We start from the raw sequence: 26,478 nt of genomic DNA on the forward strand, positions 1-26,478 counted from the left end.
ACCGGCGGCGGTGCAGGCTGCGCGGGCGTCGCTGCCGCCACCCTGGCCGGCCTGGACGCACGCGGCGGTAGCGGCGCGGCGGGCACGTTGGCGGCACGCGCGGCATCGTCCATGTCCGCCGCGTCGGTCGCTTCGGCAGCTTCGGCGGCTTCGGCCGCAGCAGCCGCCGCCTCGCGTCCACGTTCCCGCGCGGCATCGGCGACGTCGGCCGCCTGCGCGGCGGCATCGCCGGCAGCATCGGCGGCAGTCTGCGCCGCCTCGGCGGCCGCGGCAGCCGCATCGGCCGCGGCTTCGGTGCCGGCATCGACGTCGGTCGCCACGTCGGGCGCCGGCGTGCGCGCCGGCCGGGTCGGCGCCGCGCTCGGGGCCGCATGGCCGGGCTGGGCCACCAGGCGCAGCGGCATCACGCCGAGTACGGTCACCGCGGTCAGGATCAGGGCCGCGCCCAGGCGCGGAAAAGCGGACGTGGTCTGCAGCATCTGCAATCTCCGTTTCAGGCTCAGGAAGGTCGGCGAGGCGCTGGCCACGCCGGCGCTGGGCCGCGGCGCCACGCCCAGCTGCACCAGCAGCCGCGCGTAGTCGTGACGGCGATGACAGTGACCGGCGACCACGGCGGCGTCGCAGGCCGCCTCGCGGGCCAGGGCGTACTCGCGGTTGGCCAGGTGCACCAGCGGATGGAAGAAGAACAGGTGCTGCGCCACGGCCGGCAACAGGCCCCACCACAGGTCGCGGCGCTGCAGGTGCACCAGTTCGTGGGTCAGCGCCATGTCCAGGTCGTCGGCGCGAAGGCTGGCCATGCGCCGCGCCGGCAACAGCAGCACCGGCCGCCATGGTCCGATCAGTTGCGGCGAATCGGTGTGCGCGCACAGCCGCAACTGCGGCGGCTGGCGCAGGCCGTGCGCCTCGGCGGCCAGGTGCAGCGCGCCGAGCAGGGCGGCGTCGGTGCACGGCGCCGCCGCGCGCGCACGCTGGCGGCTGCGGCGGTAGGCCAGCACGCTGTGCGCGGCGCCGACCAGCACGCCGGCCAGCCACAACGCGGCCAGCGCCTGCGCCCAGGGCCAGGCCGCCGAGGAAGGCGTGGCCGGCGGCGAGGCGATCGGCGTGACAGCGGTGGCGGCAGTCGCGTTGACGTTGAACTGCGCGGGCACCGCGGATGCGACCTGCACGGACGATGTTGCCGCGCGTCCCGGGGTCGCCGGCATCGTGGCAACGATCGCCGGTGCCGCCGCCATCTGCGCCGGCGCTGCCGGCAGTACCGGCAGTTGCACCGCGCCGGCCCACAACAGGCCGAGCACGCTCTGCGCGGCCACCAGCCACCACAGCCGGCAACGCGTCGCCGCCGGCAGGGTCGGCAGCCAGCGGCACAGCGCCCAGATCAGCGCGACCAGCACCAGCGCCTGGACGCTGGTCGCCAGCAGCCGCGACAGCAGGCTCTCGAACACGTCCGTCCCCAACAGGCTGTGCATGGCTCAGTCCTCCCGACGTTGCGATTGCAGTTTGGCCACCAGGGCCTCCAGTTCCGCCAGTTCCGCGTCGCTGACCTCGGCGCGCTGCGACATCCACGCCACGAACGGCGACACCGAGCCCTGCAGGGTCTTCTCGACGAAGCTGCCGACCGCGCTGCGCACCACGTCGTCCTGGCCGCTGGTGGCGGCATAGCGGTACACGCCCTGCACCTGGCGACGGCGCAGATAGGCCTTGGCGCGCAGGCGCTCCATCATGGTCAGCACCGTCGAACGCGCCAGCCCGCGCGCCTCGCCGAAGCCGGCGGCGACCTCGCCGACGCTGGCATCGCCGTGCTCGGCGATGTACTGCAGCAGGGCCAGTTCCTGGTCCCCGATCGATTTGCGGCGCATCCGCCCACCCCGATGACTACACTTGTCAGCAAAACTACCCGTGACGACAACTGTCGTCAATAGGTCGCAGGTCATGGGCGGCAGGCCTGGCGATGGCACCCGTCCGCGAGGCTGGCAGCGCCCATCGCATGTCGGCGGATGCCGCATCGGTCCTAGGCATCCGGTCGTCCATAGCGCTGCGCACACGTGCGGCGAAAGGGTGCCGCCCTCCGCCACTGTGCACTCCCTGGCGGTCGACCTTCGCGGCGATCCGGCTCTGTTCGGCGCAACGACACCAGTGCCCTATACCCAGGTATCGCAACGCATACGCGCGGCAGGCACGGCTGTACCAACGCGCAATGGTGCAAGCGCACATGCGATGCAAGAATTCCCTGCATCGCTTCACGCCGCTGTCTCCACCTCGGGTCACGCGCTGTCGCGCGGATGCGCCGTTCGCCTTCATCGATTTGGGGCGAACAGCCGCAAAGCCGCCCGCCACGTCCCCTGCTCCGCGCCGCACCGCCGGGGCCCTTCCATCGCAAACGCACAGCCAGCCGGGCGTCGCCGCGAGGCCGCTGCCCAGCGCTGGGTGCGCGCCTGCGCCACCGCTTTCACGCCACGCCGGATCCGACCATGCACGCGACTTCCTCCCGTCTCCGCGCCACCGCCTTGCCGCCGCCCGCACCGCATCGCCGCATGCGCGCATGCACGCCGTCGTGGTTGTCCGCGACGCTGACCGCCTGCCTCGCCGCGTCCCCGGCGCAGGCTGCGGAAACGGCCGCCGACACCGATGCCGACACCACGCCGACCACGCTGTCGGCACTGGACGTGGTGGCCTCGCCGCATGCGGCGGCGGTGGCGCCTACGCAAGTGGTCGGCCCGAACCGCTACGTCATCAATGCCGGCGACATGGACGCCGACGTCGGCGGCAGCAACGGCCTGGCGCGGCTGAAGACCGTGCCCGGCGCCAGCTACACCGCCACCGATGGCCTGGGCCTGGACGTCTCCGCCACCAGCCTGTTCGTGCGCGGTTTCCGCATGAACGAAATGGGCATCAGCTTCGAAGGCGTGCCGTTGAACGACAGCGGCTTCCTGTCGTTGACCGGCACCAGCGTGGTCAACGTCGGCGTGCCGGATGCCATCGGCACCATCGCCGTCAGCCCAGGCGCAGCACCGGTGAGCGTGTTCTCCAGCAGCGCCAACGGCGGTGCGCTGGAGTACCGCCTGGGCGAACCGAAGGACTCGCCCGGCCTGCGCCTCAAGCAGGGCGTGGGCAGCGACGCGACCCAGGTCACCACGGTGTCCGCACAGAGCGGACAGCTCGGCGACAACGGCCCGAAGCTGCAGGTAGATCTGCAACGGCTGGGTGCGGACAAATACCAGGGTGGCGGCACCCAACGCTTCCTGCGCGGCGACCTGAAGGCGACGCAGGACGTGGCCTGGGGTACGTTCACCGTGTTCCTGTCCGCCAGCCACGCCGCGATGTGGGGCTACAACAACCTGTCCTTCGACATGCTCGGCAAACTCGGCTGGCGCGCCGACAGCCTCTATCCCGACTACGCCAGGGCCTATGCCATCGCCCTGCCGCAGAACGCCGGCGCCTCCTGCGGCGCCTACAGCTGCGGCACGCTGGCCGGGCTGTTGCCGTACGACACCGGCCAGGTCACCGACGACCGCATCGCTTCGCTCGCGCATGATTTCCGCATCTCCGACGCGCTCAGCGGACGCGTGCAGGTCTACAGCGCGCGCAGCCATACTCACGCCACGCTGAGCGATCCGACCACGCCCTCGCCCAACGGTGCGCCGTTCTCCGAGCAGGTGCAGGCACCGCACCTGCAGCGCAGCGGCGCCCTGCTCAGCCTGAGCTACCTGCTCGGCCGGCACACCTTCAGCGCCGGCCTCTGGCAGGAGCACGCCAGCGCCGACGCGGCGACCTTCTGGTACAGCGAGCCGCTGTTGGGACAAGGCCGGCCGCTGCGCACCATCGGGCCGTGGGACACCGACGGCCCGGCGTTCAGGGCCGACAACGTCTCGCAGTGGACCACCCGCGCGCGCCAGGCGTACGTGCACGACGACATCGCGCTGAGCGACACGCTGGTGCTGGGCCTGGGGGCCAAGGCGGTGGATTTCCGCACCAGCGGCGGCGGTGTCGGCGATGCGCCGGACCGGCCGGCCTCCGGCACGCTGCGCGCCAAAAGCGCGGTCCTGCCGCACCTGTCGCTGTTCTGGAGCCCGACCGCGCAGACCGACGGCTTCATCGACCTGGGCAGCACCATGAACGGCTTCCGCGTCGCCCAGCGCGGCAACATCGGCTACACCGCCTCGGCCTGGACCGTCCCCGACCAGGCCACGTTCGACCGCCTTGCCCGCCACCTGCAGCCGGAACAGGACTGGAATCTCACCCTCGGCGGCACCCATCGCTTCGACCGCGCCACCGTCACCGCCGACGTGTTCTACGGCGACATCCGCCACCGCCTGCTGTCGGCCGCGGTCGGCACCCAGTTCGCCCAGGTCAACACCGTGCAGGTGATGCCGAAGATGCACACCTTCGGCGCCGACCTGGGCGTGACCGCCGACCTGACCCCGCACCTGCAGTTCTACCAGGGCGTGGCGCTGGCGCGCTCGGTCTACGACCGCGACGTGATCGTCGACGGCAGCGTTTATCCGATCCAGGGCAAGGCGCAGCCGGGCTATCCGCAACTGTCGCTGGTCAGCGACCTGTCGGCGCATGTGCGCCACTGGCGCTTCGGCGCCACCAGCACTGAGTACCTGCATCAGCCCTTCACCTACGAGAACGACCTGCGCGTACCGGCGTTCTGGCAGGTCAACGCGTACACGGCGTACACGCTGGGGCCCGACAGCCCGCTGCCCGGCCTGGAGCTGCGCCTGGACGTGAGCAACCTGCTCGACCGCCACAACATCGGTACCGCCAACATCGCCGGCTCGGCGTTCGCCGGCGACTACCAGACGCTGCAGCGCAGCGCGCCGCGGCAGGTGTTGTTCAGTACCTCGCTGGCGTTCTGAGCGGGCGGCGCGCATGCGTGGGGCAGACACGGCGTTCACGGCGATGCCACGCCGGCGCGACTAGAAGTTTCCGCACCGGTCCGCCGACGCATCCCGCGTCCGTCGGCACTCGCCGCCACACGTGGCGCCCCACGACCGCAGCGGCTTCTGGACAGCAGGACATCGGCATGAGCGACGACACCCGCAACACCGGTTCGCCCGATCGCGATCGCATCAACCTCCACGAAGACGACGACGTACGCGACTGGACGCAGGCGCTGGGCGTGTCCGCCGACGCGTTGCGCGCCGCCGTGCAGGCGGTGGGCAGCAGTGCCGCGGCGGTTCGCGCGCACTTGCGCACGTGATGCGGGCCGGGCCCGCGCCATGAGCCTCGCCGACTACCGTCGCAAGCGCCGCTTCGACAAGACCCGCGAACCGGAGCCGGGCAAGCCGGTGCCGGCGGGGCAGCGGCCGATCTTCGTCGTGCAGCTGCACCACGCCAGCCGCCGCCATTACGATTTCCGCCTGCAGGTCGGCGATGCGCTGAAGAGCTGGGCGGTGCCGAAGGGGCCGAGCTACGACCCCAAGGTCAAGCGCATGGCGGTGGAAGTGGAAGACCATCCGCTCGACTACGCCACGTTCGAAGGCGAGATCCCGCAGGGCGAATACGGCGGCGGCCACGTCGCCCAGTTCGATCGTGGCGTGTGGAGCAGCGCGGACGATCCGGAGGCGCAACTGGCCAAGGGTCATCTACGCTTCGAACTGTTCGGCGACAAGCTCAAGGGTGGCTGGCACCTGGTGCGTTCGGGCAAGCCGGCGCGGCAGCCGCAGTGGCTGCTGTTCAAGGAGGACGACGCCTTCGCCGGCGACCTGGAGGCCGACGACCTGCTGGCCGATGTCACCGCGGCGCCGGCGCAGGACATCAAGCGCGCCGGCGCCGGCAAACCGGACAAGCGCAAGGTCACGGTGGTGGCGCCAGTGCGCAAAGGCCGCCGGACGAACTGGGCCAAGTTGGCCAAGGCACTGCCGGGCGCGGTGTCGGCGGCGGCGCCGGACGGGCCGTTCGCGCCGCAGCTGGCCCGGCTGGGCGACGCGCCACCGCAGGGCGCGCAGTGGATCCACGAGATCAAGTGGGATGGCTACCGGATCCTGGCCACCGTCGCCGACGGCGTGGTGCGGCTGTGGTCGCGCAACGCGATCGAATGGACCGACAGGGTCCCCGAGATCCGCGATGCCATCGCCGCGCTGGGCCTGCACTCGGCGGCGCTGGATGGCGAATTGATCGCCGGCAAGGGGACCAAGGAGGACTTCAACCTGCTGCAGGCGGTGCTGTCCGGCGAGCGCCAGGGCAAGTTGGCATTGGCCCTGTTCGACCTGCTGCACCTGGGCGGCATCGACATCGCCGCCGCGCCGCTGTCCGAGCGCAAGGCGTTGTTGCAGCGGCTGCTGCAGGACGCCGATACGCACCTGGCCTTCAGCTCGCACATCGACGGCGACGGCGACGCGGCGTTCCAGCTCGCCGGCGCGCAGCACTTCGAGGGCATCGTCTCCAAGCGCGCCGACCGTGGCTACCACGGCGGCCGCAGCGACGACTGGCGCAAGACCAAGCAATTGCGCTCGGACGAGTTCGCGGTGGTCGGCTACACCGCACCCAAGGGCAGCCGCAGCGGCTTCGGCTCGTTGCTGCTGGCGCGGCCGGATGCCGAACATGGCTGGCTGTACGTCGGGCGGGTCGGCTCCGGTTTCTCCGACGCGCTACTGCGCGAGCTGACCGCATTGATCGGCAAGGCCGGCAGCGCCACGCCCAGCGTGCACGTGCCCACCACCGAGACCGACCTGCGCAGCGCGCGCTGGTTCGCGCCGCGCTTCGTGGTGGAGGTGTTCTACCGCGGCATCGGCGGACAGCAGTTGCTGCGCCAGGCCTCGTTGAAGGCGGTGCGCCCGGACAAGGACATCGCCGACCTGGGCGATGCCGACGCACCGGCACCGCGCGCGGCGGCGGCGCGGGCGAGGCCGCCGGCCAGGAAAGCCAGGGCAGATGCAACGGTCAAAGCCACGAAGGCGACCAAGGTTGCGAAGGCGGCGAAGGCGAGCGAGACCAAGACCAGCGGTCCCCGGCGCAGCAAGCGCGACGTCGCGACCACGGGCACCGCGCGCACGCCGCCGACGCTGTCCAGCCCGGGCCGCGTGGTCTTCCCCGACATCGGCGCGACCAAGCGCGAGGTCTGGGACTACTACAGCGCGGTGATGGATCACCTGCTGCCGGAGATCGCCGGCCGCCCGCTGTCGATCATCCGCTGCCCGGCCGGCGCCGAGCGCGCGTGCTTCTTCCAGAAGCACCATACCGCCGGGCTGGAACTGGTGTCGTCGGTGCGGTTGAAGGAAGAGAGCGGCACCCAGGCCGAGTACCTGGTGGTCGAGGATGCAGCCGGGCTGCTGGAACTGGTGCAGTTCAATGCATTGGAGTTCCACCCGTGGGGCGCGCATGCCGCGTCCCCGGAGCGTGCCGACCGCGTGGTGTTCGACCTCGACCCGGGCCCGGACGTGCCCTTCGCCGAGGTCAAGCGCGCGGCCACCGACATCCGCAGGCTGCTCGCGCAACTGGAGCTGGAATCGTTCCTGCGCGTGTCCGGCGGCAAGGGCCTGCACGTGGTGGTGCCGCTGGCACCGGGCTGCGACTGGGACCTGACCAAGCGCTTCGCCCATGGCTTCGCCGACGCGCTGGCGCAGTCGCAACCCGAGCGCTTCCTCGCCACCGCCAGCAAGCGCCTGCGCAACCAGCGCATCTTCGTCGACTATTTGCGCAACGGCCGCGGCGCCACCGCGGTGGCGTCGTACTCGCTGCGCGCCCGCGCCGGCGCCCCGGTGGCGATGCCGCTGTCCTGGAGTGACCTGCCCAAACTGCACCGCGCCGACGCCTTCAAGCTGCGCGACGTTCCCGCCAAGCTGAAACGGCGACGCAAGGATCCTTGGGCCGACATCGACATGCTCAAGCAGAACCTGTCGCGCTGGGCCGAAACGGAGTGAGCAAAGCCCCTCTCCCGTCGGGAGAGGGGTTGGGGTGAGGGTCCGGCGCGAAGCGGCACGCTGAGATCGAACGCAAGCGACCCGCACCCTCATCCGCCCCTGCGGGGCACCTTCTCCCGAGGGGAGAAGGGAGTCAAAGCCCCTCTCCCACCGGGAGAGGGGTTGGGGTGAGGGTCCGGCGCGAAGCGACACGCGGAGATCGAACACGAGCACCTCGTACCCTCATCCGCCCCTTCGGGGCACCTTCTCCCGGTGGGAGAAGGGGATCAAAAGCCCCTCTCCCGCCGGGAGAGGGGTTGGGGTGAGGGTACGACCGCCAGCCAACTCACCCGCCAACCCACTCGCCCCCTACCCCGTCGGCCCACCCATCACCGGCAGGATCGCGCCATTGATATAGCTGGCAGTGATCGGCGAGGCCAGGAACACGTACGCCGGCGACAGTTCCTCCGGCTGCGCCGGGCGCCCCATCGGGTTCTGCTTGCCGAACTCGGCCACGTCCTCGGCGGACTTGTCGGCCGGATTGAGCGGCGTCCATACCGGCCCCGGCGCGACCGCGTTGACGCGGATGCCGCGCGGCTGCAATTGGCTGGCCAAGGCGATGGTGAAGGCATGAATCGCGCCCTTGGTCGCCGAATAGTCCAGCAGCGACTTGCTGCCGAACAGCCCGGTCTCCGAGCCGCTGTTGACGATCGCCGCGCCGCGCTTGAGATGCGGCAGCGCCGCGCGCGCCATGTGAAAATAGCCGGCGATGTTGGTCTGCAAGGTCTCCTGCAGATGTTCCTCGCTCAGATCCTCCAGCGCATCGCAATGCAACTGGAAGGCGGCATTGTTGACCAGCACGTCGAGTCCACCGAAGGCTTTGACGGTCTGCGCCACCGCGTCCTCGCAGAACGCTGGATCCTTCACGTCGCCGGCGATGGTGATGCAGCGGCGGCCTTCGTTCTCCACATGCTGGCGGGTGACCTGCGCATCCTCGTGCTCGTCCAGGTACAGCACCGCCACATCCGCGCCCTCGCGCGCGAACAGCACCGCCACTGCGCGGCCGATGCCCGAGTCGGCACCGGTCACGATCGCACTCATGCCGCGCAGCTTGCCGCTGCCCACGTACTCCGGCGCCTCGAAGCGCGGCTGCAGCGCCAGCTCATGCTCGTTGCCCGGCTTGGCCAAGTGCTGCCTGGGCATGCGCTGCGGCTGCTTGCGCGGCCCGGCTTGGCCGGCGTCACCCGGCTTGGCGCGCTTGGGCTTGGGCCTGGCGTCGCCGGCATCGACCGCGCGCTGCAGCGCGCGTTGCTGCTGCACTGTCTTGGCGCTGGACGACGCCACGGCGCCACTGCGCTTGGACGCGGCGGACTTGGTGGCGGCAGGACGCTTGCGGGAGGCCATCGGCAATACTCCGGATGCGGGAGGAGGACGCGGTCGCGCAACCCTCCTCGAAGGGAAGGAACGGGCGTCGCTCAGGCGCGGTCGGCGAGACCGCTGACGCCGGTGTGCCGGGCGCAGTGCGCGCAGCAGAACATGCGCTCGCCGGTCCTCACACCATGGCCGACGATGCGGCACTCGCAGTGGCTGCAGCGCGGGGCGAAGGCGTGGATGGCGCACTCGAACGAATCGAAGGTACCGCTGCGCGTGCCCTGGGTCAGGGTGAAGGCCTGGTCGTCGTCGTTTCCGCAGACATCGCAGGTGGCCATGATCGGCTCCGGTTGCTGGGGGAATCCCGAGTCTTGCCCCGCCGGCGGCCACGACCGGTGAAACCGCCGGCGCGATCTCTTCATGCGGTGCAAACATGCGCCGCGACAGGCTCGCGCCATCGATCGAAGGAGACGCCCCATGATCCGCCACCCGCTTGCCCGCCTCGCCCCGTTTGCCGCCGTGCTGCTGCTCGGCGCCTGCAGCACCACCCAGGTGGCGCAGGTGCAGCCGATCGACGGCGTCATCTCCGGCCAGTGCCATATCGACAAGGTCCGCGGCGCGGTCGGCCTGGCCGCCTCGCGCATGACCGTCGAACGCGCCCGCGTCGACAGCGACAGCCTCAAGGTCCAGGTGGTCAAGAGCAGCGTCACCGACAACGGCGCCACCTCCAGCGGCGTGGACAGCGCCAACCGTGGCGCCCGCGAAACCGGCGGCGACCGCCTGACCGTCGAGATCGGCCCGACCAACAATATCACCACCGTGTATTGCGGCTGATCCGCACCGCGGGGCCGTGCCGCCGCACCCGCGGTGGCGCGGCGCTCAGGCGCGCTTGCGCGCCACCGGCGCGGCCTTGCGCTTGCTGCGGTGACCACTGCCCTGCGCGCTTGCCGCCGCACCCTTGCGCGTGGTCTGCGCGGCCTTGCGCAAGGGCGGCGCCTTGGCCGAGGGACGACCGGCCGCCTTGGCCGCCTTGCGCGCCGCGGTGCGTGCCCGCCCCAGGTACTTCAGCGTGATCAGATCCCACTGCCGCTCGCCGCGCACGCCCTCGCACAGGCCGTGCAGGCGGCCGCAGCGCCAACCGTCGAACACGCACGGGTCGATGTAGGCCTTGCGGCACACCGCCGGGGTATTGCCCAGCGCCTCGGCCACCTCGCGGATCACCGCGTTCTGCGCCTGCGCCAGCGCGCGCTCGCCGCCGGTGTCGGGCAGCGGCAGCGCGGCCAGCCGTTGCAGCGCGGCGCGGGTACCGCCCCAGGTGCGGAAGTCCTTGGCGGTGAAGCTCTCGCCCATCGCCTCGCGCAGGTAGTCGTTGACCTCGCCCGAATCCACCGGCTGCAGTTGGCCGTCGTCGTCGCGGTACTGGAACAGCGCCTGCCCGGGCAGTTGCTGGCAGCCGCGGATCAGCTTGACCAGGTGCACGTCGTCCACCTCGATGTCGTGCTCCTGGCCGCCCTTGCCGCGGAACTGCAGCCGCGCGCGGCCACCCTTGACGAAGGCCAGGTGGCGGTTGCGCAGCGTGGTCAGGCCGTAGGAGCGGTTGCTGCGTGCGTATTCGGCATTGCCCACGCGCACCAGGGTCTCGGCCATCAGCGCCACCACCATCGCCAGTACCTTGTCGCGCGGATAGCCGGGCAGCGCCATGTCGCGGCGCAGGCGCCGGCGCAGCCGCGGCAGCGCCTGGCCGAAGGCGACGATGCGCTCGAACTTGCCGTCGCCGCGCACCTGCGCCCAGTCGACGTGGTAGCGGTACTGCTTGCGCCGGCGCGCGTCGCGCCCGGTGGCCTGCAGGTGGCCGTTGTCGCGCGCACAGATCCACACCTCGGTGTAGGCCGGCGGGATCGCCAGTTGGCGGATGCGCTGCAGGGTGGCGGCATCGCGCACGGCGCTGCCGTCGGGCAGGCGGTAGCCGAATCCCTTGCCGGCACGGCGGCGGACGATGCCCGGCTCCTGGTCGCTGACGTAGACCAGGCCGGCGCTGCTGGCGGCCTGGCGGGACTGCCGGGCACGCGCGGCCTCGGCGGCGGCGGTGGAACGGGACTGGGTGGACATCGGACCTCCGGAAGCCGGAACCGCGGCCCGCGCCGCCGGTTCCACGAGCCCGGATTGTCGGCAGCGCAACGGCTACGGCACGTGATGCCGGGCCGCTGCAGCGCTTAACGAGTGGCGAACGCGCCATGTCCGATGCTGCCGACGTTGGAACGTGCGTCGCGCCGGAAGGCCGGATCCCCGTGGCAGGCGCGCCGGCGGCGCCGTTCGCCGCCGGTGGCCCTGGGTGGCCTCAAAGCGCGACGCACGTTCTATGCTTCACGCGTCCTTCCCTCCATCCATAGGAGCCCCGATGAGCAACCTCCTTTCCTCCCGTGCGTCCACGCGTGCCGGCCTGCTCGGCACGGCATGCCTGGCGCTGGCCCTGGCCGCCTGCGGCGCGCCGCCGCCGGACGAGCAGGAACAGGTGAGCGCCAAGGCCCAGGCCGCCGCGCAGCAGGCCGCCGCGCCGGACCCGGCCAACGCGCCGGACGCGCCGCCGGTGGGCAGCTGCGATGCCTCGCAGGCGCAGGGCCTGGTCGGCCAGACCTTCGCCCCGGCGCTGCTGGACCAGGCGCGCAGCGACACCGGCGCCAAGACCGCCCGGGTGCTCAAGCCCAACCAGGCGGTGACCATGGAGTTCAACGGCGAACGGCTCAACATCGAGGTCGACGAAAAGAACCAGATCACCGGCGTTCGCTGCGGCTAAGGCGCCGCCGGCGGCCCTGGTGCGGCGGCGGCGGCAACGCCGCCGCCAGCCCTGAAGTTGCAGGTGTAACGGTGTATTGCGGCACCGCACCAACTATGTTTTAGTCGGGATTCCGGTGACCTCAAGAAGCGCTCCAGGATAGAGCGGGGGCGAGTGTCGCCGCGTTCCTTCGGATCGCTTTCAGAGGCAGACATGGCCCCCCGCAACCGCCACGGGCTCTACGACCCCCAAGACGAGCGCGATGCCTGTGGTTTCGGCATGGTCGCGCAACTCGACGACCAACCTTCGCGGGCGCTGGTGGATACCGCCATCGCCGCGCTGTCGCGCATGACCCACCGCGGCGGCGTCGCCGCCGACGGCCTCACCGGCGACGGCTGCGGCCTGCTGATCCGCAAACCCGAGCCGTTCCTGCGCGCACTGGCGCGCGAAGCCGGCCTGAGCGTCGGCGCGCGCTTCGCCGCCGGCAACGTGTTCCTGCCGCGCGACGATGCCGACGCCGCCGCGCGCTGCCGCCAGGTGCTGGAAGAGGAACTGCGCCGCGTCGGCGCGCAGCCATGCGGCTGGCGCCTCACCCCCACCGACGATGCGGTGTGCGGGCAACTGGCCAAGGACACCCTGCCGCGCATCGAGCAGGTGTTCGTCGACGCCGGCGCCGAGCAAGGCGAGGACGCCTTCGCCCTGGCCCTGTTCCTGGCGCGCCGCCGCGCCGAGCAGCGCCTGCGCGAGGTCGCCGATTTCTACGTCACCACGCTCTCGCCCAACGGCATCAGCTACAAGGGCATGGTGCTGCCGGACAAGCTCAGCACCTTCTACCCGGACCTGCAGCGCAACGACCTGGCCTCCAGCGCCATCGTGTTCCACCAGCGCTTCTCCACCAATACGCTGCCGCGCTGGCCGCTGGCGCATCCGTTCCGCCTGCTCGCGCACAACGGCGAGATCAACACCATCGAGGGCAACCGGCACTGGGCGCAGGCGCGCAGCAAGGTGTGGAAGACCCCGCGCTTCGACATCGCCGAGCTGGACCCGGTGATCTCGATGCACGGCTCCGATTCGCAGAGCCTGGACAACATGCTCGAGCTGCTGGTCGCCGGCGGCATGGACCTGCTGCAGGCGCTGCGCATCCTGGTGCCGCCGGCCACGCAGTCGCTGGAGTTCAAGGACGCCGACCTGGCCGCGTTCTACGAGTTCTACGGCCTCAACACCGAGCCGTGGGACGGCCCGGCCGGCATCGTCGCCTGCGACGGCCGCTACGCCGCATGCATGCTCGACCGCAACGGCCTGCGCCCGGCGCGCTGGATGCTGACCTCTGACCGCCACTTCCTCGTGGCCTCCGAAGCCGGCGTGTGGGAACTGCCGGCCGAACGCGTCACCCGCAAGGGCAAGCTCGGCCCCGGCGAGATGATGGCCATCGACCTCAAGCGCGGCGACCTGCTCGATTCCGATGCCATCGACCGCATCAACCGCGGCCGCGCCCCGTACAAGCAGTGGCTGCAGCAGGGCGTCACCTACCTGCAGACCGAGCTGATCGACCCCTCGCTGGTCGAGGAGCCGTTCGACGAGCGCACCCTGCGCAGCTACCACAAGCTGTTCCAGCTCAGCACCGAGGAAGTGGAGCAGGTGCTGCGGCCGCTGGCCGAGACCGAGCAGGAAGCCACCGGCTCGATGGGCGACGACACCCCGATGGCGGTGCTCAGCCGCCACACCCGGCCGCTGTACGACTACTTCCGCCAGGCCTTCGCGCAGGTCACCAACCCGCCGATCGACCCGCTGCGGGAAGACTGCGTGATGTCGCTGACCACCCAGCTCGGCAAGGAGACCAACATCTTCCATGCCGGCCCGGAGACGGTGAACCACGTCATCCTCAACTCGCCGGTGCTCAGCCAGCGCAAGCTGCGGCAGTTGCTGAAGATGCCGCAGTACCAGACCCGCAACGCCCAGATCGACCTGTCCTACGGCGTCGAGGAAGGCCTGGAGGCCGGCCTCAAGCGCATCTGCGCCGAGGCCGAACAGGCCGCGCGCGACGGCAAGGTCATGCTGCTGCTGACCGACCGCTACCCGGTGCCGGAGCGGCCGATGGCGCATGCGCTGCTGGCCACCGGCGCGGTGCACCACCACCTCTCGCGGGTGGGCCTGCGCTGCGACGTCAACCTGATCATCGAGACCGGCACCGCGCGCGATCCGCACCACATGGCCTGCCTGCTCGGCTTTGGCGCCACCGCGGTGTATCCGTACCTGGCCTACCAGACCCTGTTCGACCTGGGCCGGCGCGGCATCCTCCTGCTCAAGAGCGGCGGCGAGCAGACCCAGATCGGCCGCAAGTACCGCAAGGGCATCTACAAGGGCCTGTCCAAGATCATTTCCAAGATGGGCATCTGCACCATCGCCAGCTACCGCGGCGCGCAGCTGTTCGAGATCGTCGGGCTGGATCCGGACGTGGTGGCGCTGTGTTTCCCGGACACCGCCGCGCGCATCGGCGGCGTCGGCCTGGCGCGGCTGGACACCGAGGCGCGGCAGCTCGCCGCGCGCGCCTGGAACGACCTGCTCAAGCCGGAAGTGGGCGGCCTGCTCAAGTACGTGCACGGCGGCGAGTACCACATGTACAACCCGGACGTGGTGCTGACCCTGCAGCGCGCCACCCGCAGCGGCCTGCAGGCCGACTGGGACGCCTACGCCGCCGCGGTGCACGGGCGCCCGGCCTCGGCCCTGCGCGACCTGCTGCAGCTCAAGCGCGCGGCCACGCCGACGCCGCTGGACGAGGTCGCCCCGGCCGAGGACCTGCTGCGCCGCTTCGACACCGCCGCGATCAGCCTCGGCGCGCTGTCGCCGGAGGCGCACGAGGCGCTGGCGATCGCGATGAACCGCCTCGGCGGGCGCAGCAATTCCGGCGAAGGCGGCGAAGACCCGGCGCGCTACGGCACCGAGAAGCGCTCCAAGATCAAGCAGGTGGCGTCCGGCCGCTTCGGCGTCACCCCCGAATACCTGGTCAACGCCGAGGTGCTGCAGATCAAGGTCGCGCAGGGCGCCAAGCCCGGCGAAGGCGGCCAGCTGCCCGGGCACAAGGTCAACGAACTGATCGCGCGGCTGCGTTACGCCAAGCCAGGCATCGGCCTGATCTCGCCGCCGCCGCACCACGACATCTATTCGATCGAAGACCTGGCGCAACTGATCTATGACCTCAAGCAGGTCAATCCCAGCGCGCTGGTATCGGTGAAGCTGGTCAGCCATGCCGGCGTGGGCACCATCGCCGCCGGCGTGGTCAAGGCCGGCGCCGACCTGATCACCGTGTCCGGCCACGACGGCGGCACCGGTGCCAGCCCGGTCAGCTCGATCCGCTATGCCGGCGTGCCGTGGGAGCTGGGCGTGGCCGAGTCGCACCAGGCGCTGGTCGCCAACGACCTGCGGTCGCGCACCATCCTGCAGACCGACGGCGGCCTGAAGACCGGCCTGGACGTGGTCAAGGCCGCGATCCTGGGTGCGGACAGCTTCGGCTTCGGCACCGGGCCGATGATCGTGCTCGGCTGCAAGTACCTGCGCATCTGCCACCTCAACAACTGCGCCACCGGCGTGGCCACCCAGGACGAGCGCCTGCGCGCCAACCACTTCGTCGGCCTGCCCGAGCGCGTGGAGAACTTCTTCCGGCTGCTGGCCGAGGAAGTGCGGCAGTGGCTGTCGTACCTGGGCGTGCGCTCGCTGGACGAGATCGTCGGCCGCACCGAACTGCTGCAGCAACTGGATATCTGCCCGCGCGAAGGCGTGCGCGTGGACCTGTCGCGGCTGCTCAAGGACGTGCGCCACGACGGCGGCCACTGCGCCGCGCAGCGCCTGTACGAATCGCCGGACAGCCTGGCCACGCAGATGGACGGCCTGCTCGCCGACGCCATCGCGCACAAGCGCGGCGGCGACCATCGCTTCCTGATCCACAACACCGACCGCTCGATCGGCGCGCGCCTGTCCGGCGCCATCGCCCGCGTCCACGGCAACCACGGCATGGACGATGCGCCGCTGACCCTGCGCTTCCGCGGCTCGGCCGGGCAGAGTTTCGGCGCGTTCAACGCCGGCGGCCTGCACCTGGAACTGGAGGGCGAGGCCAACGACTACGTCGGCAAGGGCATGGCCGGCGGCCGCCTGGTGGTGCGCCCGCCGCGCGGGGCGCGCTTCGAGGCGCGCAGCACCGCGATCATCGGCAACACCTGCCTGTACGGCGCCACCGGCGGCGAGCTGTACGCCGCCGGCCGCGCCGGCGAACGCTTCGCGGTGCGCAACTCCGGCGCGCTGGCGGTGATCGAGGGCGCCGGCGACCACTGCTGCGAATACATGACCGACGGCATCGTGCTGGTGCTGGGCAAGGTCGGCCTGAACTTCGGCGCCGGCTTCACCGGCGGCCTGGCCTACGTGCTCGACGTGGACCGCGACTTCGTCGACCGCTACAACCACGAACTGATCGACATCCACCGCATCTCCGCCGAAGGCTTCGAGAGCCACCGCCAGCACCTGCACAAGCTGATCAGCCGCCACCGCGAACTGACCGGCAGCATCTGGGCGCAGCAGATCCTCGACGAATTCCGCGACTACGTCGGCAAGTTCTGGCTGGTCAAACCGAAGGCGGCGAGCATCGAGTCGTTGACTGAGTCGTTGCGGCGCGCCGCTTGATGGTGGTGCCGGGAATGGGGAATGGAGAATCGGGAATGGTCACAGCCCGGCTCGCCAGCTCCCCTTCCGCTCACGCAGACCCGCTTTTCCGATTCCCCATTCCCCATTCGCGATTCCCAGCCCTATGAGCCGCAAACACGCCTTCCAGTTCCTCGACCTGCCGCGGCAGATGCCACAGCGCATCCCGGTGGAACTGCGTACCTCCGGCGACTGGAACGAGCTGTACGGCAAGTTCGACAAGGCCGATGCGCAGTACCAGGCCGGGCGCTGCCTGGATTGCGGCAACCCGTACTGCAGTTGGAAGTGTCCGGTGCACAACGCCATCCCGCAGTGGCTGCAGCTGGTGCAGGAAAACCGCATCGAAGAGGCCGCAGCGCTGTGCCACAGCACCAACCCGCTGCCGGAAGTGTGCGGCCGGGTGTGCCCGCAGGATCGCCTGTGCGAAGGCAGCTGCACGCTGGAGGAATTCGGCGCGGTCACCATCGGCGCGGTCGAGAAGTACATCGTCGATACCGCGCTCAACAACGGCTGGCGCCCTGACCTGAGCCAGGTCGAACCCACCGGCAAGCGGGTGGCGGTGATCGGCGCCGGCCCGGCCGGGCTGAGCTGCGCCGACCGCCTGGCGCGCGCCGGCATCCAGGCGGTGGTGTACGACCGCTACGAGCAGATCGGCGGGCTGCTGCAGTTCGGCATCCCCAGCTTCAAGCTGGACAAGAGCGTGATCGGCAAGCGCCGCGAGGTGCTCGAAGGCATGGGCGTGCAGTTCCGGCTGGGTGTGGAGATCGGCCGCGACGTGAGCCTGGAGCAGTTGCTCGAGGAGTACGACGCGGTGTTCCTGGGCACCGGCGCCTACCGCTACACCGACGGCGGCCTGCCTGGCCAGGATCTGCCCGGCGTGCTGCCGGCGTTGCCGTTCCTGGTACAGAACAGCCGCATCGTCGGCGGCAACGATCCCTGGGGCCGGCCGATCGCCGGCTGGGAAGACAAGATCGCGCTGCCCGACCTGAGCGGCAAGCGCGTGGTGGTGCTGGGCGGTGGCGACACCGGCATGGATTGCGTGCGCAGCGCGATCCGCCTCGGTGCGGCCAAGGTCACCTGCGCCTACCGCCGCGACGAGGCCAACATGCCCGGCTCGGCGCGCGAGGTGGCCAACGCGCGCGAGGAAGGCGTGCGCTTCCTGTTCAATCGCCAGCCGCTGGCCGTGGAGGCCGACGCCGCCGGCAACCTGGCCGGCGTGCGCGTGGTGCAAACCCGGCTCGGCGAGCCGGACGCGCGCGGACGCCAGGCCGCGGTGCCGGTGGAAGGCAGCGAGTCGCTGCTGGATGCGGACGTGGTGATCATCGCCTTCGGCTTTTCGCCGAGCGTGCCGGAGTGGCTGGCGGCGCAGGGCGTGGAAGGCACCGCCAACGGCCGCATCCTCGCCGGCGGCGGCGAGTCCGACGGCAGCAGCCGCCTGCCGTACCAGACCACCAACCCGAAGCTGTTCGCCGGCGGCGACGCAGTGCGCGGCGCCGACCTGGTGGTGACCGCCGTGGCCGAAGGCCGCGATGCCGCGGCCAGCATCGCCGAATGGATCGGCAACCGCCTGCCGGTGACGACCCAGGCAGCCGCCTGAGCGCCCTGCCCGGGCTTCGACAGAAGTCGGGCATTCGGGGACGACGGCGACGACAAACCTTGCAGGATCGGCGGAAGCGGCTGAAGGCGGCATCCTCGATCCCGCACCGCCAGCACGCGCCGGGAACAGGCTGCGCGCAGGGTCGCTGGTGCGGACGAGCCCCCCCGCTCTGCGTCGCTGCCCGCCCGGCCAGGCGTGATCGCGACCGCGATCACGCCACCACTGCCAGTTGCACCACGCGCGCGCTGTGATGCCGGCCGGCGTCCGCGCAGGGCCTGTCTGTTCCAGGTGAATGCCCGGCTAACACGGGTGCGCACAAGCTGGCGATCACGGGGGCGATCCTTGCACGCTTGCGCCTGCCGTCCCGCACTCCCCCGAGCGGGCGGCGCTCCCCCTTCACTCCAGGAAGCTCCCCCATGTCGCTTTCCTCGTCGTGTTCCCCGCGCTGGCGTTCCCTGCCGCTGGCGCTGCTGCTCGCCACCATCGCCTGCAACGCCGCCGCCGAAGGCCGCAGCGTGCTCAAGTACGCCGGCGTCAATCTGTCCGGCGCCGAGTTCAACTCCGGCAAGAAGCCCGGCGTGCTCTACAAGGACTACACCTACCCGACCGCCAGCGACTACAGCTACTTCGCCAGCAAGGGCATGAACACCATCCGCCTGCCGTTTCTGTGGGAGCGCCTGCAGCCCACCGCCAAGGGCGAGTTCGACCCGGCGCAACTGGCGCTGTTGAAGAAGGCGGTGGAGCAGGCCAAGGCCAACCGCATGTACCTGATCCTGGATCCGCACAACTACGCCAAGTACAACGGTGCGCTGGTCGGCAGCGAGGGCGCCCCCGACGATGTGTTCGCCGATCTGTGGCGACGCCTGGCCAAGGAGTTCAAGGGCGACGACAACGTCATCTTCGGGCTGATGAACGAGCCCAACGCGGTGTCCTCGACCGACTGGGCCAGTGCGGCGCAGGCGGCGATCGACGCCATCCGCAAGGCCGGCGCCAACAACCTGATCCTGGTGCCGGGCACCGCCTACACCGGCGCACACAGCTGGCGCAGCACCGCCTACGGCACGCCCAACGCGGTGGCGCTGCAGCCGCTGAAGGATCCGCGCAACCGCATGGCGTTCGAAGCGCACCAGTACCTGGACCGCGACAACAGCGGCACCAAGGGCGAGTGCGTCAGCGCCACCGCCGGCGCCGAGAAGCTGGCCGGGTTCGTCAGCTGGTTGCGCGAGAACAAGAAGGTCGGCTTCATCGGCGAATTCGCCACCGCGAATACGCCCACCTGCAATGAGGCGCTGGAGAACATGCTCAGCTACATGCAGAAGAACGACGACGTGATCCTGGGCTGGACCTGGTGGGCGGCCGGCGCATGGTGGAAGCCCGACTATCCGTTCAACGTGCAACCCGGCAAGGACGGCAGCGAGAAGCCGCAGATGCCGATCCTGTCCAAGTACGCGCGCCAGATCACCGGCAAGAAGTGAGCTGACGTTGCCGGCTCTGCATGCCGGCAACGCCTTGCGCATCCCCGCACCTAGGCGTGCAGCGTCGGCGACGCGCGCGCCAGGCACAGCGCATGCAGCGCGATCCAGTACCGGATCGCGCTGCCAATCGCCGCACAGATCCATGCATGCGTGCCTGCGACGTATCGCCCTGACCTCGGCAATGCACTACGGTGTCCGCACACCGTTGTCATCAGCCCGGCTGCTCTCTCTCCATCGGCCGGGTTCCCCCTCTGATGCCGAAGGAGATCCAGCATGATCGCGCTCGCCTTGCGTCGGCGGTCGCGGCACGCCTGGCGTGCCGCGCTGCTGCTGTGCCTGTCCGTTCCGCTCGTCCCGTTGCACGCGCAGCAAGCGCTGCGTCTTGCCGGCGTCAACCTGTCCGGCGCCGAGATCGCGCCGTCGAAGATCCCCGGTGTCGTCGGTGTCGACTACACCTATCCGCGCAGCAGCGACTACCCCTATTTCGCCGGCAAGGGCATGAACCTGCTGCGCCTACCGGTGCGCTGGGAACGCCTGCAGCCGCAGCCGCAAGGGCCACTGGACGCCGCGCAACTGGCGTTGCTCGACGACGCCGTGCAGCAGGCCAAGGCGCAGGGCATGTACGTGATCGTGGACATCCACAACTACGCGCGCTACGACGGTCGCCTCGTCGGCAGCACCGGCCTGCCGGTCGCCGCCTTCGTCGACCTGTGGCAGCGTCTGGCGCGCGCCTACGGCAGCGACAATGCGGTGGTGTTCGGGCTGATGAACGAGCCCAACGGCATCACCCCGGCCGCATGGGCCGCCGCCGCGCAGGCCGCGGTCGACGCGATCCGCGCCACCGGCGCGAGCAACCTGATCCTGGTGCCGGGCGCGCTGTGGACCGGCGCGCATAGCTGGTACACCCCGGTGGGCGGCACCTCGAACGCCAGCGCGCTGGCCGCGCTGCACGATCCGCTGCAGCGTATGGCGATCGAAGTGCATCAATACCTCGACGCGGACTCCAGCGGCACCAGCCCGGTCTGCGTCAGCGACGACATCGGCGTCGAACGCCTGCGTGCGTTCACCGGATGGTTGCAGGAGACCGGCCATCTCGGCTTCCTCGGCGAATTCGCCGCCGCCGACACTCCGGTCTGCCGCCGCGCGCTCGACGGCATGCTCGCCGACATCGCGCAGCACCCGACGCTGTGGCTGGGCTGGAGCTATTGGGCAGGCGGCGCCTGGTGGCGCGCCGACTATCCGTTCAATGTGGAGCCCGACGCCGACGGCCACGACCGTCCGCAGATGGCGATCCTCGCGCCCTGGGCGCAGCGCATCACGCGCTGAGCGCGGGCGGCGCCGCCAGAGCGACGAACGCGCACGGCGCGGTGCGCGCGAACGCATGACCTGCGACGTGCAATGCGTCGCACATTTTCCACGACGACGATCGCTCTGGCATGGCGGTTGCAGCGTTGTGCACGGCCGCGCACGCCGCATCGCGGCGGCGCCTGCCGCTCTTCCCCACGAAGGATCCGCCATGCCACGCATGACCCGTGTTTCCCGTTCTCCGCAGTGGCGACAGCGCGCTGCGCTGTGCCTGCTCCTGGCCGCCTGCGCACCGTTCGCCCACGCGCAACAGACCCTGCGCTACGCCGGCATCAATCTGGCCGGCGCCGAATTCAACTCGGCGAAAAAGCCAGGCGTGCTGTTCAAGGACTACGTGTATCCCACCGACGCCGACTATGCGTACACCGCGGCGCAGGGCATGAACATCGTGCGCCTGCCGTTCCTGTGGGAGCGGCTGCAGCCGCAGGCCGACGGCCCGCTCGACGCCGCACAACTCGACGCCCTGCGCACCGCCGTCGAACGCGCCAAGCGCTACGAGCTGCAACTGATCCTCGACGTGCACAACTACGCCAAGTACGACGGCGTACGCATCGGCGGCGACGCGGTGCCGGCGGCGGCGCTGGCCGATCTGTGGCGACGCCTGGCACTGGTGTTCGGCAACGACGGCAGCGTGGTGTTCGGGCTGATGAACGAACCCAACGGCCTCGCCTCCGGCGACTGGGCGGCCATCGCGCAGGCGGCGATCGACGCGATCCGCGGCACCGGCGCCGACAACCTGATCCTGGTGCCCGGCACCGCCTTCAGCGGCGCGCACAGCTGGAACAGCACCTGGTACGGCGTCTCCAATGCACAGGGGTTGCTGACGGTCCACGACCCGGCCGGCAACCTTGCGTTCGAAGTGCACCAGTACCTGGATGCCGACTCCTCCGGCACCAGTGCCGCCTGCGTCAGCACCAGCATCGGCGCGGAACGCCTGCAAGCGTTCACCCAATGGCTGCGCGCCAATGGCTATCGCGGCTTCCTCGGCGAGTTCGGCGGCAGCAGCGACCCCACCTGCCTGGCCGCGCTGGACACCATGCTCGGCTACGTCCACGACAATGGCGACGTCTGGCTGGGCTGGACCGCCTGGGCCGGCGGCGCGTGGTGGCGCAGCGACTACGCGTTCAACCTGCAGCCGGACAAGAGCGGCGCCGACAAGCCGCAGATGAACGTTCTGGCGGTGCGCGCCCAGCAAGTCACGCAGTGACTGCGGTAACGCCGGGTCCGCAGCGGCGGCCCGGCGATCGCGGCGATTGAGTCGACACCGCCATCGGGCGCAGACTGTCGCACCTTTCCCGCACGGATCGACGCATGCGCCTGGGCCTGGCCGCCAACCGACTGCACCACCAGGGCAAGGATGCCGCGCTGTTCCGCTGGCTGCGCGCCAGCGAAGCCGGTATCCGCGAATTGCAGCTCGGCCTGCACGCGGTCGGCCGTACCCACGAGGCGATCGTGCGTGCCGGCCTGCTGGTCGGCCATGCTGGCCTCAGGCGCTACCCGTTCGGCCGCGAGGGCGGACTGATGAAGCTGGTGGCCGAGGTCGTGGGCCTGGAAGGCGCCGAGCGGACCCTGGACGGTGCCATCTACCTGATCGATCCGGTCGACCCGTCCTCGATCTTTCCCGAGGCGATCGCGCTCAAGCGCCAGTGCGTGATCCACGGCAAGCCGTTCATTTCCACCGTGGCCAGCGCCCGCGACTGGGTCGAGATGGAGCGCATCCACGCCGCGTTGCCACCGGATCCCGGCGCCGACGATCTCTACGCGCTGCCGCGGCAGACCCTGGCGCTGATTGCCCACGATGCGATGAAGCCGCAGATGCTGGCCTTCGCCAGCGAACATTTCGACCTGCTGTCGCGCTTCGCCGAGCGCGTGGCGACCGGTACCACCGGACAGCGGCTCAACGAACTGGCCTGGAGCCGCGGCTGGCCGCAGGGCCAGGACTGGGTGCACCGCTACCAGAGCGGTCCGATGGGCGGCGACGCGCAGATCGCCGATCGCGTCCTGGAACGGCGCTGCCACCGCGCGATCTTCTTCGAGGATCCGCACGTCGCGCGTCAGCACGAGGCCGACATCCAGCTGCTGGAACGCGCGGTCACTACGGTCACCGACAGCGCCGTGTGCATCACCTCGCCGGCGATCGCCGCGCGCTGGGCGCAGGCCGCCGAACGCCGGCTCGGATCGGCCTGAGGGTCGACGGTCCCGCGCGCTCGCGTCGCGCGTTGACCGTCCGCAGGACACGCCGCGACGCGGCGGTGTCGTGCGTGACCATGCGCACAGTCACTGCGATGTCACGCCGATCGCCAACACTGCCGCGCCTGTCCAGATCCCAGGGGGGATCCCATGTTGCGTTTCACCCTGCGCCTGCTGCTGCTCGGCGCGGCAATGCTGTGCGCGCTACCGGCCGCGTCCGCGCAACCGGCCGAACGCCTGCGCGTGCACGGCTCCAACAGCCTCGGCGCGCGGCTGATGCCGGCGCTGGTGGAATCCTGGCTGCAGAGCATGGGCTACCGGCAACTGCAACGGCATCGCGTCGATGCGACGACGCTGGAGATCGCCGCGGTCCGCGACGAGGCGCCGCTGGTGGTGGAGATCGCCGGCACCGGCGCGGCCGCCGGCTTCGCCGACCTGGTGCATGGCGACGCCGAACTGGCGATGCTGGCGCGCCAGCCCGATGCGCGCGAACGCGAGGCCGCCTGGCAGCTCGGCGACCTGGGCTCGCCGGACCAGCAGTTCGTCGTCGCCCTGGATGGCGCGCGGGTGCTGGTCGCCGCCGACAACCCCATCGCCACGCTGAGCGTCGCGCAGCTGCGCGACATCCTCAGCGGCCGGACGACGCGCTGGTCGCAACTCGGCGGCGCGGACTTGCCGATCGCGCTGCACCGCAGTGCCATCCCCGGCGGTCTCGACGACTTCCTCCGCGAACGCCTGGCGCTGCCGGCGCTGCGCACGCCGGGGAACGTCCTGCATACGGACCTGGCCGAGGCAGCACGCGCCGTCGCCGGCCATCCCGACGCACTGGCGGTCGTCGGACTGACCACGCCGGTGCCGGCCGGGACGCGCGCGCTGGCCATCGCCGACGGCGGTATCGCCGTGCTCCCGACCGACGCCGCCGTGCGCGGCGAGGACTATCCGCTGGTCCAGCGCTACAGCCTGTACGGCGGCCAGATGATGTCGGCGCTCGGCCGCAGCCTGGCGCTGTACGCGATCGGCCCGCAGGCGCAACGGGTGGTGCGCCGACTCGGCCCGATCGCCATGACGATCGACGTCGATCCGGCCACGCCGCACGGCGCCACCGCCGCGACCCGCGCGGACGGCGCCTATGTCCAGGCCAGCGCCGGTGCCCGGCGCCTGACCACCACGCTCCGTTTCAGCCTGCAGTCGCTCAATGGCATGTACGAAGCGCGCAGCGCCCAGGATCTCGACCGGCTGGTCGCCTTCATGCAACAGCCGGCGATGCACGGCCGCGCCCTGGCGGTGATCGGCTTCGCCACACCGGACAGCGCCAACCGGCTGTACCCGACCATCGCCAGCAACGACCGCGCCGATGTGGTCGCCGCCTACCTGGTGCAACGCGGTGTCGCCGTGGAACGGGTACGCGGTCTGGGCGCACTGCGTCCGCTGATCGGCGGTGAGGACGCGGCGGCCAAGGCGCGCAACGAACGCGTCGAAGTGTGGCTGCTGGATCGGGCGCGGTAGGACAGCCGGAGCGTGGTTGCGGCTGGTTGGGCACGACGTCGCTCGGCCGCTCGTCCCCTTCGGAACCTTTCCCCCGGAAAGCAGGCCGTGGTCCCGAAAGGAGAAGGGAACGTCAAGGCCCCTCTCCCGTCGGGAGAGGGGTTGGGGTGAGGGTACGGAGCGCGAAGCGCCCTCGCCGGCGGAAACTGGGAGGTCAGCGCGTCAGGCATTGGCAGCCGCGCGCGCATGACGCCGCGCTGGCGCCGATACGACCCGTCGCCATCCGCGCACCGGCGAGCGCATGCTGGCGACCGTGCTCCCGGACTCGGGCCATCCGGCGTTCACCGCATCGCGCCTACAGTCGCCCGACACCCTCGCCAGCGCTTCCGGAGATCGCCATGCTTCGCTCATCGCACGCCGTTCTCGGCGTGGTGCTTGCCGGATTCGCGTTGACCCACAGCACGCCCGCCGCCGCGGCGCAGCGGCTGTGGCCGACCGCAGCGCAATGGCAACAGCTGCACGCATCGGCTTCAACCGATGCAGCCTGGCGCGAGATCGAGGCGGCGCAGGCCCGGCTGGCCGATGCGGCACGCGCGCAGGGCGCACATCCGCTCGAGACCCTGAGCACCGGCGGCCGCCTGCGCGGCGATCCAGTGAAGGCGGCGACCGAAACCAGCCTGGGCGACATGCTGCGTATCCAGGCGCTGGCGCTGCGCTACGCCCTGGACGGCGAGCGCGCCGACGCACTGGCCGCCGGCGACCAGCTCGCGCAATGGGCTGCGCACAATGTGCCCAACGGCAATCCGATCGACGAGACCGGGCTGGAACCGGCGATCTTCGCTTACCGCATCGTGCGCCCGGCACTGCAGGACGCACAACGCCGCGCCATCGACGCGTGGATGCGCAAGATCGCCGATGCCGAAATCGATTCGCGCGACCTCAAGCGCAAGACCGCCACCAACAACTGGCACAGCCACCGGCTGAAGACCGTGGGCATGATCGGCGCCGCGCTCGACGACACCCGGCTACTGGACTACGCCCGCACCGGCTTTCGCCAGCAGATCGCCGACAACCTGCTGCCCGACGGCCGCAGCATCGACTTCGTCGAACGCGATGCGCTGTCCTATCACGTCTACGACCTGCGTCCGCTGGTGACGCTGGCGCTGCTGTTCTCCGAACGCGGCGAGGATCTGTACCACTGGCGCGCACCGAACGGCGCATCGCTGGCACGCAGCGTCGACTGGTTGCTGCCGTATGTGCGCGGCGACCGCAGCCATGCCGAGTTCGTCGGCAGCCAGGTGCCGTTCGACAAGGCCCGCTCTGCCAACGGGGAAGCGGGCCACGTGATTGGCGCGGCGTACGCGGCCGAGGGCGCGGTGCCGCTGCTGGTACTCGCGGCGGCCTACGATCCTGCTTGCGCCGGTCTGGCCCAACACCTCGGCCACGGCACGCCGTCCTGGCGGCTGGCGATCAGCACCTTGCCGGATTCGAAGCGCTAGCGCCGCCCCCGCCTCTGCGGAGCCCCTTCTTCGGAGGGGAGAAGGAAGGAACCGCGCCCCTCTCCCCCCGGGAGAGGGGTAGGGGTGAGGGTAGGGCGCGCAGCGCCTCGCCGATCCGTCATTGCGCGGTTTCGCCCGTCCCCGATCGCCTGCGCGCGTCGGGCTGTTTTTTCCAGGCGCAATAAAAAAT

Annotated in this window: 18 protein-coding genes; 13 read left to right on the top strand and 5 right to left on the bottom strand. The window is 70.6% G+C overall.

From position 1 onward, the window contains the following. Positions 1 to 1,466, bottom strand: a 1,466-nt coding sequence (locus tag J7357_RS16710) for a M56 family metallopeptidase (protein WP_209248222.1), incomplete at its 3' end; no start/stop codon positions are given. Positions 1,467 to 1,469: 3 nt separating this feature from the next. After that, positions 1,470 to 1,856 (bottom strand): BlaI/MecI/CopY family transcriptional regulator, encoded by a 387-nt coding sequence (locus J7357_RS16715; RefSeq protein ID WP_209248224.1) that lies wholly within the window; start codon positions 1,854 to 1,856, stop codon positions 1,470 to 1,472. Positions 1,857 to 2,531: 675 nt separating this feature from the next. On the opposite strand from J7357_RS16715, the gene J7357_RS16720 reads away from it, so the two are divergent. The 3 genes from J7357_RS16720 to ligD all read left to right on the top strand — a co-directional run bounded on the left by J7357_RS16720 (position 2,532) and on the right by ligD (position 7,865). Next, entirely contained in the window at positions 2,532 to 4,859 is a 2,328-nt protein-coding gene (locus J7357_RS16720; protein ID WP_209248252.1) for a TonB-dependent receptor, read from the top strand. Positions 4,860 to 5,026: 167 nt separating this feature from the next. After that, entirely contained in the window at positions 5,027 to 5,203 is a 177-nt protein-coding gene (locus tag J7357_RS16725; RefSeq protein ID WP_209248226.1) for a DUF3606 domain-containing protein, read from the top strand. Between the two features lie 19 nt (positions 5,204 to 5,222). Continuing rightward, the gene (ligD, locus tag J7357_RS16730) at positions 5,223 to 7,865 is read left to right on the top strand and encodes a DNA ligase D (RefSeq protein WP_209248228.1); all 2,643 of its coding nucleotides are present in this window, start codon (positions 5,223 to 5,225) and stop codon (positions 7,863 to 7,865) included. A gap of 348 nt (positions 7,866 to 8,213) precedes the next feature. Here the strand turns inward: ligD and J7357_RS16735 are convergent, their stop codons facing one another. Both J7357_RS16735 and J7357_RS16740 read right to left on the bottom strand, forming a co-directional pair. Further along, positions 8,214 to 9,248, bottom strand: a complete 1,035-nt coding sequence (locus J7357_RS16735) for an SDR family oxidoreductase (RefSeq protein ID WP_209248230.1) — start codon at positions 9,246 to 9,248, stop codon at positions 8,214 to 8,216. 71 nt (positions 9,249 to 9,319) lie between these two features. Next, positions 9,320 to 9,553, bottom strand: coding sequence for a hypothetical protein (locus tag J7357_RS16740; protein ID WP_209248232.1), 234 nt, complete (start codon positions 9,551 to 9,553; stop codon positions 9,320 to 9,322). 139 nt (positions 9,554 to 9,692) lie between these two features. Here J7357_RS16740 and J7357_RS16745 point away from each other — a divergent pair, with 139 nt between their 5' ends. Then, a complete protein-coding gene (locus tag J7357_RS16745) occupies positions 9,693 to 10,049 on the top strand; it encodes a hypothetical protein (protein ID WP_209248234.1) in 357 nt (118 codons plus the stop codon). 45 nt (positions 10,050 to 10,094) lie between these two features. Here J7357_RS16745 and J7357_RS16750 read toward each other — a convergent pair whose 3' ends face one another. After that, on the bottom strand, positions 10,095 to 11,324 hold the full coding sequence (locus tag J7357_RS16750; protein WP_209248236.1) for a DNA topoisomerase IB: 1,230 nt from the start codon (positions 11,322 to 11,324) through the stop codon (positions 10,095 to 10,097). Positions 11,325 to 11,613: 289 nt separating this feature from the next. Between J7357_RS16750 and J7357_RS16755 the strand changes: the two genes are divergently transcribed. The 9 genes from J7357_RS16755 to J7357_RS16795 all read left to right on the top strand — a co-directional run bounded on the left by J7357_RS16755 (position 11,614) and on the right by J7357_RS16795 (position 26,288). Beyond that, positions 11,614 to 12,009 (top strand): I78 family peptidase inhibitor, encoded by a 396-nt coding sequence (locus J7357_RS16755; protein ID WP_010342269.1) that lies wholly within the window; start codon positions 11,614 to 11,616, stop codon positions 12,007 to 12,009. Positions 12,010 to 12,201: 192 nt separating this feature from the next. Beyond that, entirely contained in the window at positions 12,202 to 16,659 is a 4,458-nt protein-coding gene (gene gltB, locus J7357_RS16760) for a glutamate synthase large subunit (protein ID WP_209248238.1), read from the top strand. A gap of 124 nt (positions 16,660 to 16,783) precedes the next feature. Continuing rightward, the gene (locus tag J7357_RS16765) at positions 16,784 to 18,274 is read left to right on the top strand and encodes an FAD-dependent oxidoreductase (protein WP_209248240.1); all 1,491 of its coding nucleotides are present in this window, start codon (positions 16,784 to 16,786) and stop codon (positions 18,272 to 18,274) included. A 416-nt stretch (positions 18,275 to 18,690) separates the two neighbouring features. Continuing rightward, entirely contained in the window at positions 18,691 to 19,749 is a 1,059-nt protein-coding gene (locus tag J7357_RS16770) for a glycoside hydrolase family 5 protein (RefSeq protein WP_209248242.1), read from the top strand. Between the two features lie 273 nt (positions 19,750 to 20,022). Next, a complete protein-coding gene (locus J7357_RS16775; RefSeq protein ID WP_209248244.1) occupies positions 20,023 to 21,075 on the top strand; it encodes a glycoside hydrolase family 5 protein in 1,053 nt (350 codons plus the stop codon). A 190-nt stretch (positions 21,076 to 21,265) separates the two neighbouring features. Next, the gene (locus tag J7357_RS16780; protein WP_209248246.1) at positions 21,266 to 22,321 is read left to right on the top strand and encodes a glycoside hydrolase family 5 protein; all 1,056 of its coding nucleotides are present in this window, start codon (positions 21,266 to 21,268) and stop codon (positions 22,319 to 22,321) included. A 104-nt stretch (positions 22,322 to 22,425) separates the two neighbouring features. Continuing rightward, positions 22,426 to 23,301 (top strand): methylglyoxal synthase, encoded by an 876-nt coding sequence (locus J7357_RS16785; RefSeq protein WP_019799602.1) that lies wholly within the window; start codon positions 22,426 to 22,428, stop codon positions 23,299 to 23,301. 153 nt (positions 23,302 to 23,454) lie between these two features. After that, positions 23,455 to 24,810 carry a substrate-binding domain-containing protein gene (locus J7357_RS16790; protein ID WP_209248248.1) on the top strand — a complete coding sequence of 452 codons (1,356 nt, stop codon included), beginning with the start codon at positions 23,455 to 23,457 and terminating at the stop codon, positions 24,808 to 24,810. Positions 24,811 to 25,187: 377 nt separating this feature from the next. Continuing rightward, positions 25,188 to 26,288: an alginate lyase family protein gene (locus J7357_RS16795; RefSeq protein WP_209248250.1), complete on the top strand. Its 1,101-nt coding sequence runs from the start codon at positions 25,188 to 25,190 to the stop codon at positions 26,286 to 26,288. Positions 26,289 to 26,478: the final 190 nt, after the last annotated feature.

The organism is Xanthomonas sp. D-109, from assembly GCF_017746095.1.
Taxonomy (GTDB): domain Bacteria; phylum Pseudomonadota; class Gammaproteobacteria; order Xanthomonadales; family Xanthomonadaceae; genus Xanthomonas_A; species Xanthomonas_A sacchari.

Bases quoted from the DNA above. Each gene is read 5' to 3' on its own strand.
- J7357_RS16715 (WP_209248224.1), bottom strand. From the start codon at position 1,856: ATGCGCCGCAAATCGATCGGGGACCAGGAACTGGCCCTGCTGCAGTAC.
- J7357_RS16720 (WP_209248252.1), top strand. From the start codon at position 2,532: ATGCGCGCATGCACGCCGTCGTGGTTGTCCGCGACGCTGACCGCCTGC.
- J7357_RS16725 (WP_209248226.1), top strand. From the start codon at position 5,027: ATGAGCGACGACACCCGCAACACCGGTTCGCCCGATCGCGATCGCATC.
- ligD (WP_209248228.1), top strand. From the start codon at position 5,223: ATGAGCCTCGCCGACTACCGTCGCAAGCGCCGCTTCGACAAGACCCGC.
- J7357_RS16735 (WP_209248230.1), bottom strand. From the start codon at position 9,248: ATGGCCTCCCGCAAGCGTCCTGCCGCCACCAAGTCCGCCGCGTCCAAG.
- J7357_RS16740 (WP_209248232.1), bottom strand. From the start codon at position 9,553: ATGGCCACCTGCGATGTCTGCGGAAACGACGACGACCAGGCCTTCACC.
- J7357_RS16745 (WP_209248234.1), top strand. From the start codon at position 9,693: ATGATCCGCCACCCGCTTGCCCGCCTCGCCCCGTTTGCCGCCGTGCTG.
- J7357_RS16750 (WP_209248236.1), bottom strand. From the start codon at position 11,324: ATGTCCACCCAGTCCCGTTCCACCGCCGCCGCCGAGGCCGCGCGTGCC.
- J7357_RS16755 (WP_010342269.1), top strand. From the start codon at position 11,614: ATGAGCAACCTCCTTTCCTCCCGTGCGTCCACGCGTGCCGGCCTGCTC.
- gltB (WP_209248238.1), top strand. From the start codon at position 12,202: ATGGCCCCCCGCAACCGCCACGGGCTCTACGACCCCCAAGACGAGCGC.
- J7357_RS16765 (WP_209248240.1), top strand. From the start codon at position 16,784: ATGAGCCGCAAACACGCCTTCCAGTTCCTCGACCTGCCGCGGCAGATG.
- J7357_RS16770 (WP_209248242.1), top strand. From the start codon at position 18,691: ATGTCGCTTTCCTCGTCGTGTTCCCCGCGCTGGCGTTCCCTGCCGCTG.
- J7357_RS16775 (WP_209248244.1), top strand. From the start codon at position 20,023: ATGATCGCGCTCGCCTTGCGTCGGCGGTCGCGGCACGCCTGGCGTGCC.
- J7357_RS16780 (WP_209248246.1), top strand. From the start codon at position 21,266: ATGCCACGCATGACCCGTGTTTCCCGTTCTCCGCAGTGGCGACAGCGC.
- J7357_RS16785 (WP_019799602.1), top strand. From the start codon at position 22,426: ATGCGCCTGGGCCTGGCCGCCAACCGACTGCACCACCAGGGCAAGGAT.
- J7357_RS16790 (WP_209248248.1), top strand. From the start codon at position 23,455: ATGTTGCGTTTCACCCTGCGCCTGCTGCTGCTCGGCGCGGCAATGCTG.
- J7357_RS16795 (WP_209248250.1), top strand. From the start codon at position 25,188: ATGCTTCGCTCATCGCACGCCGTTCTCGGCGTGGTGCTTGCCGGATTC.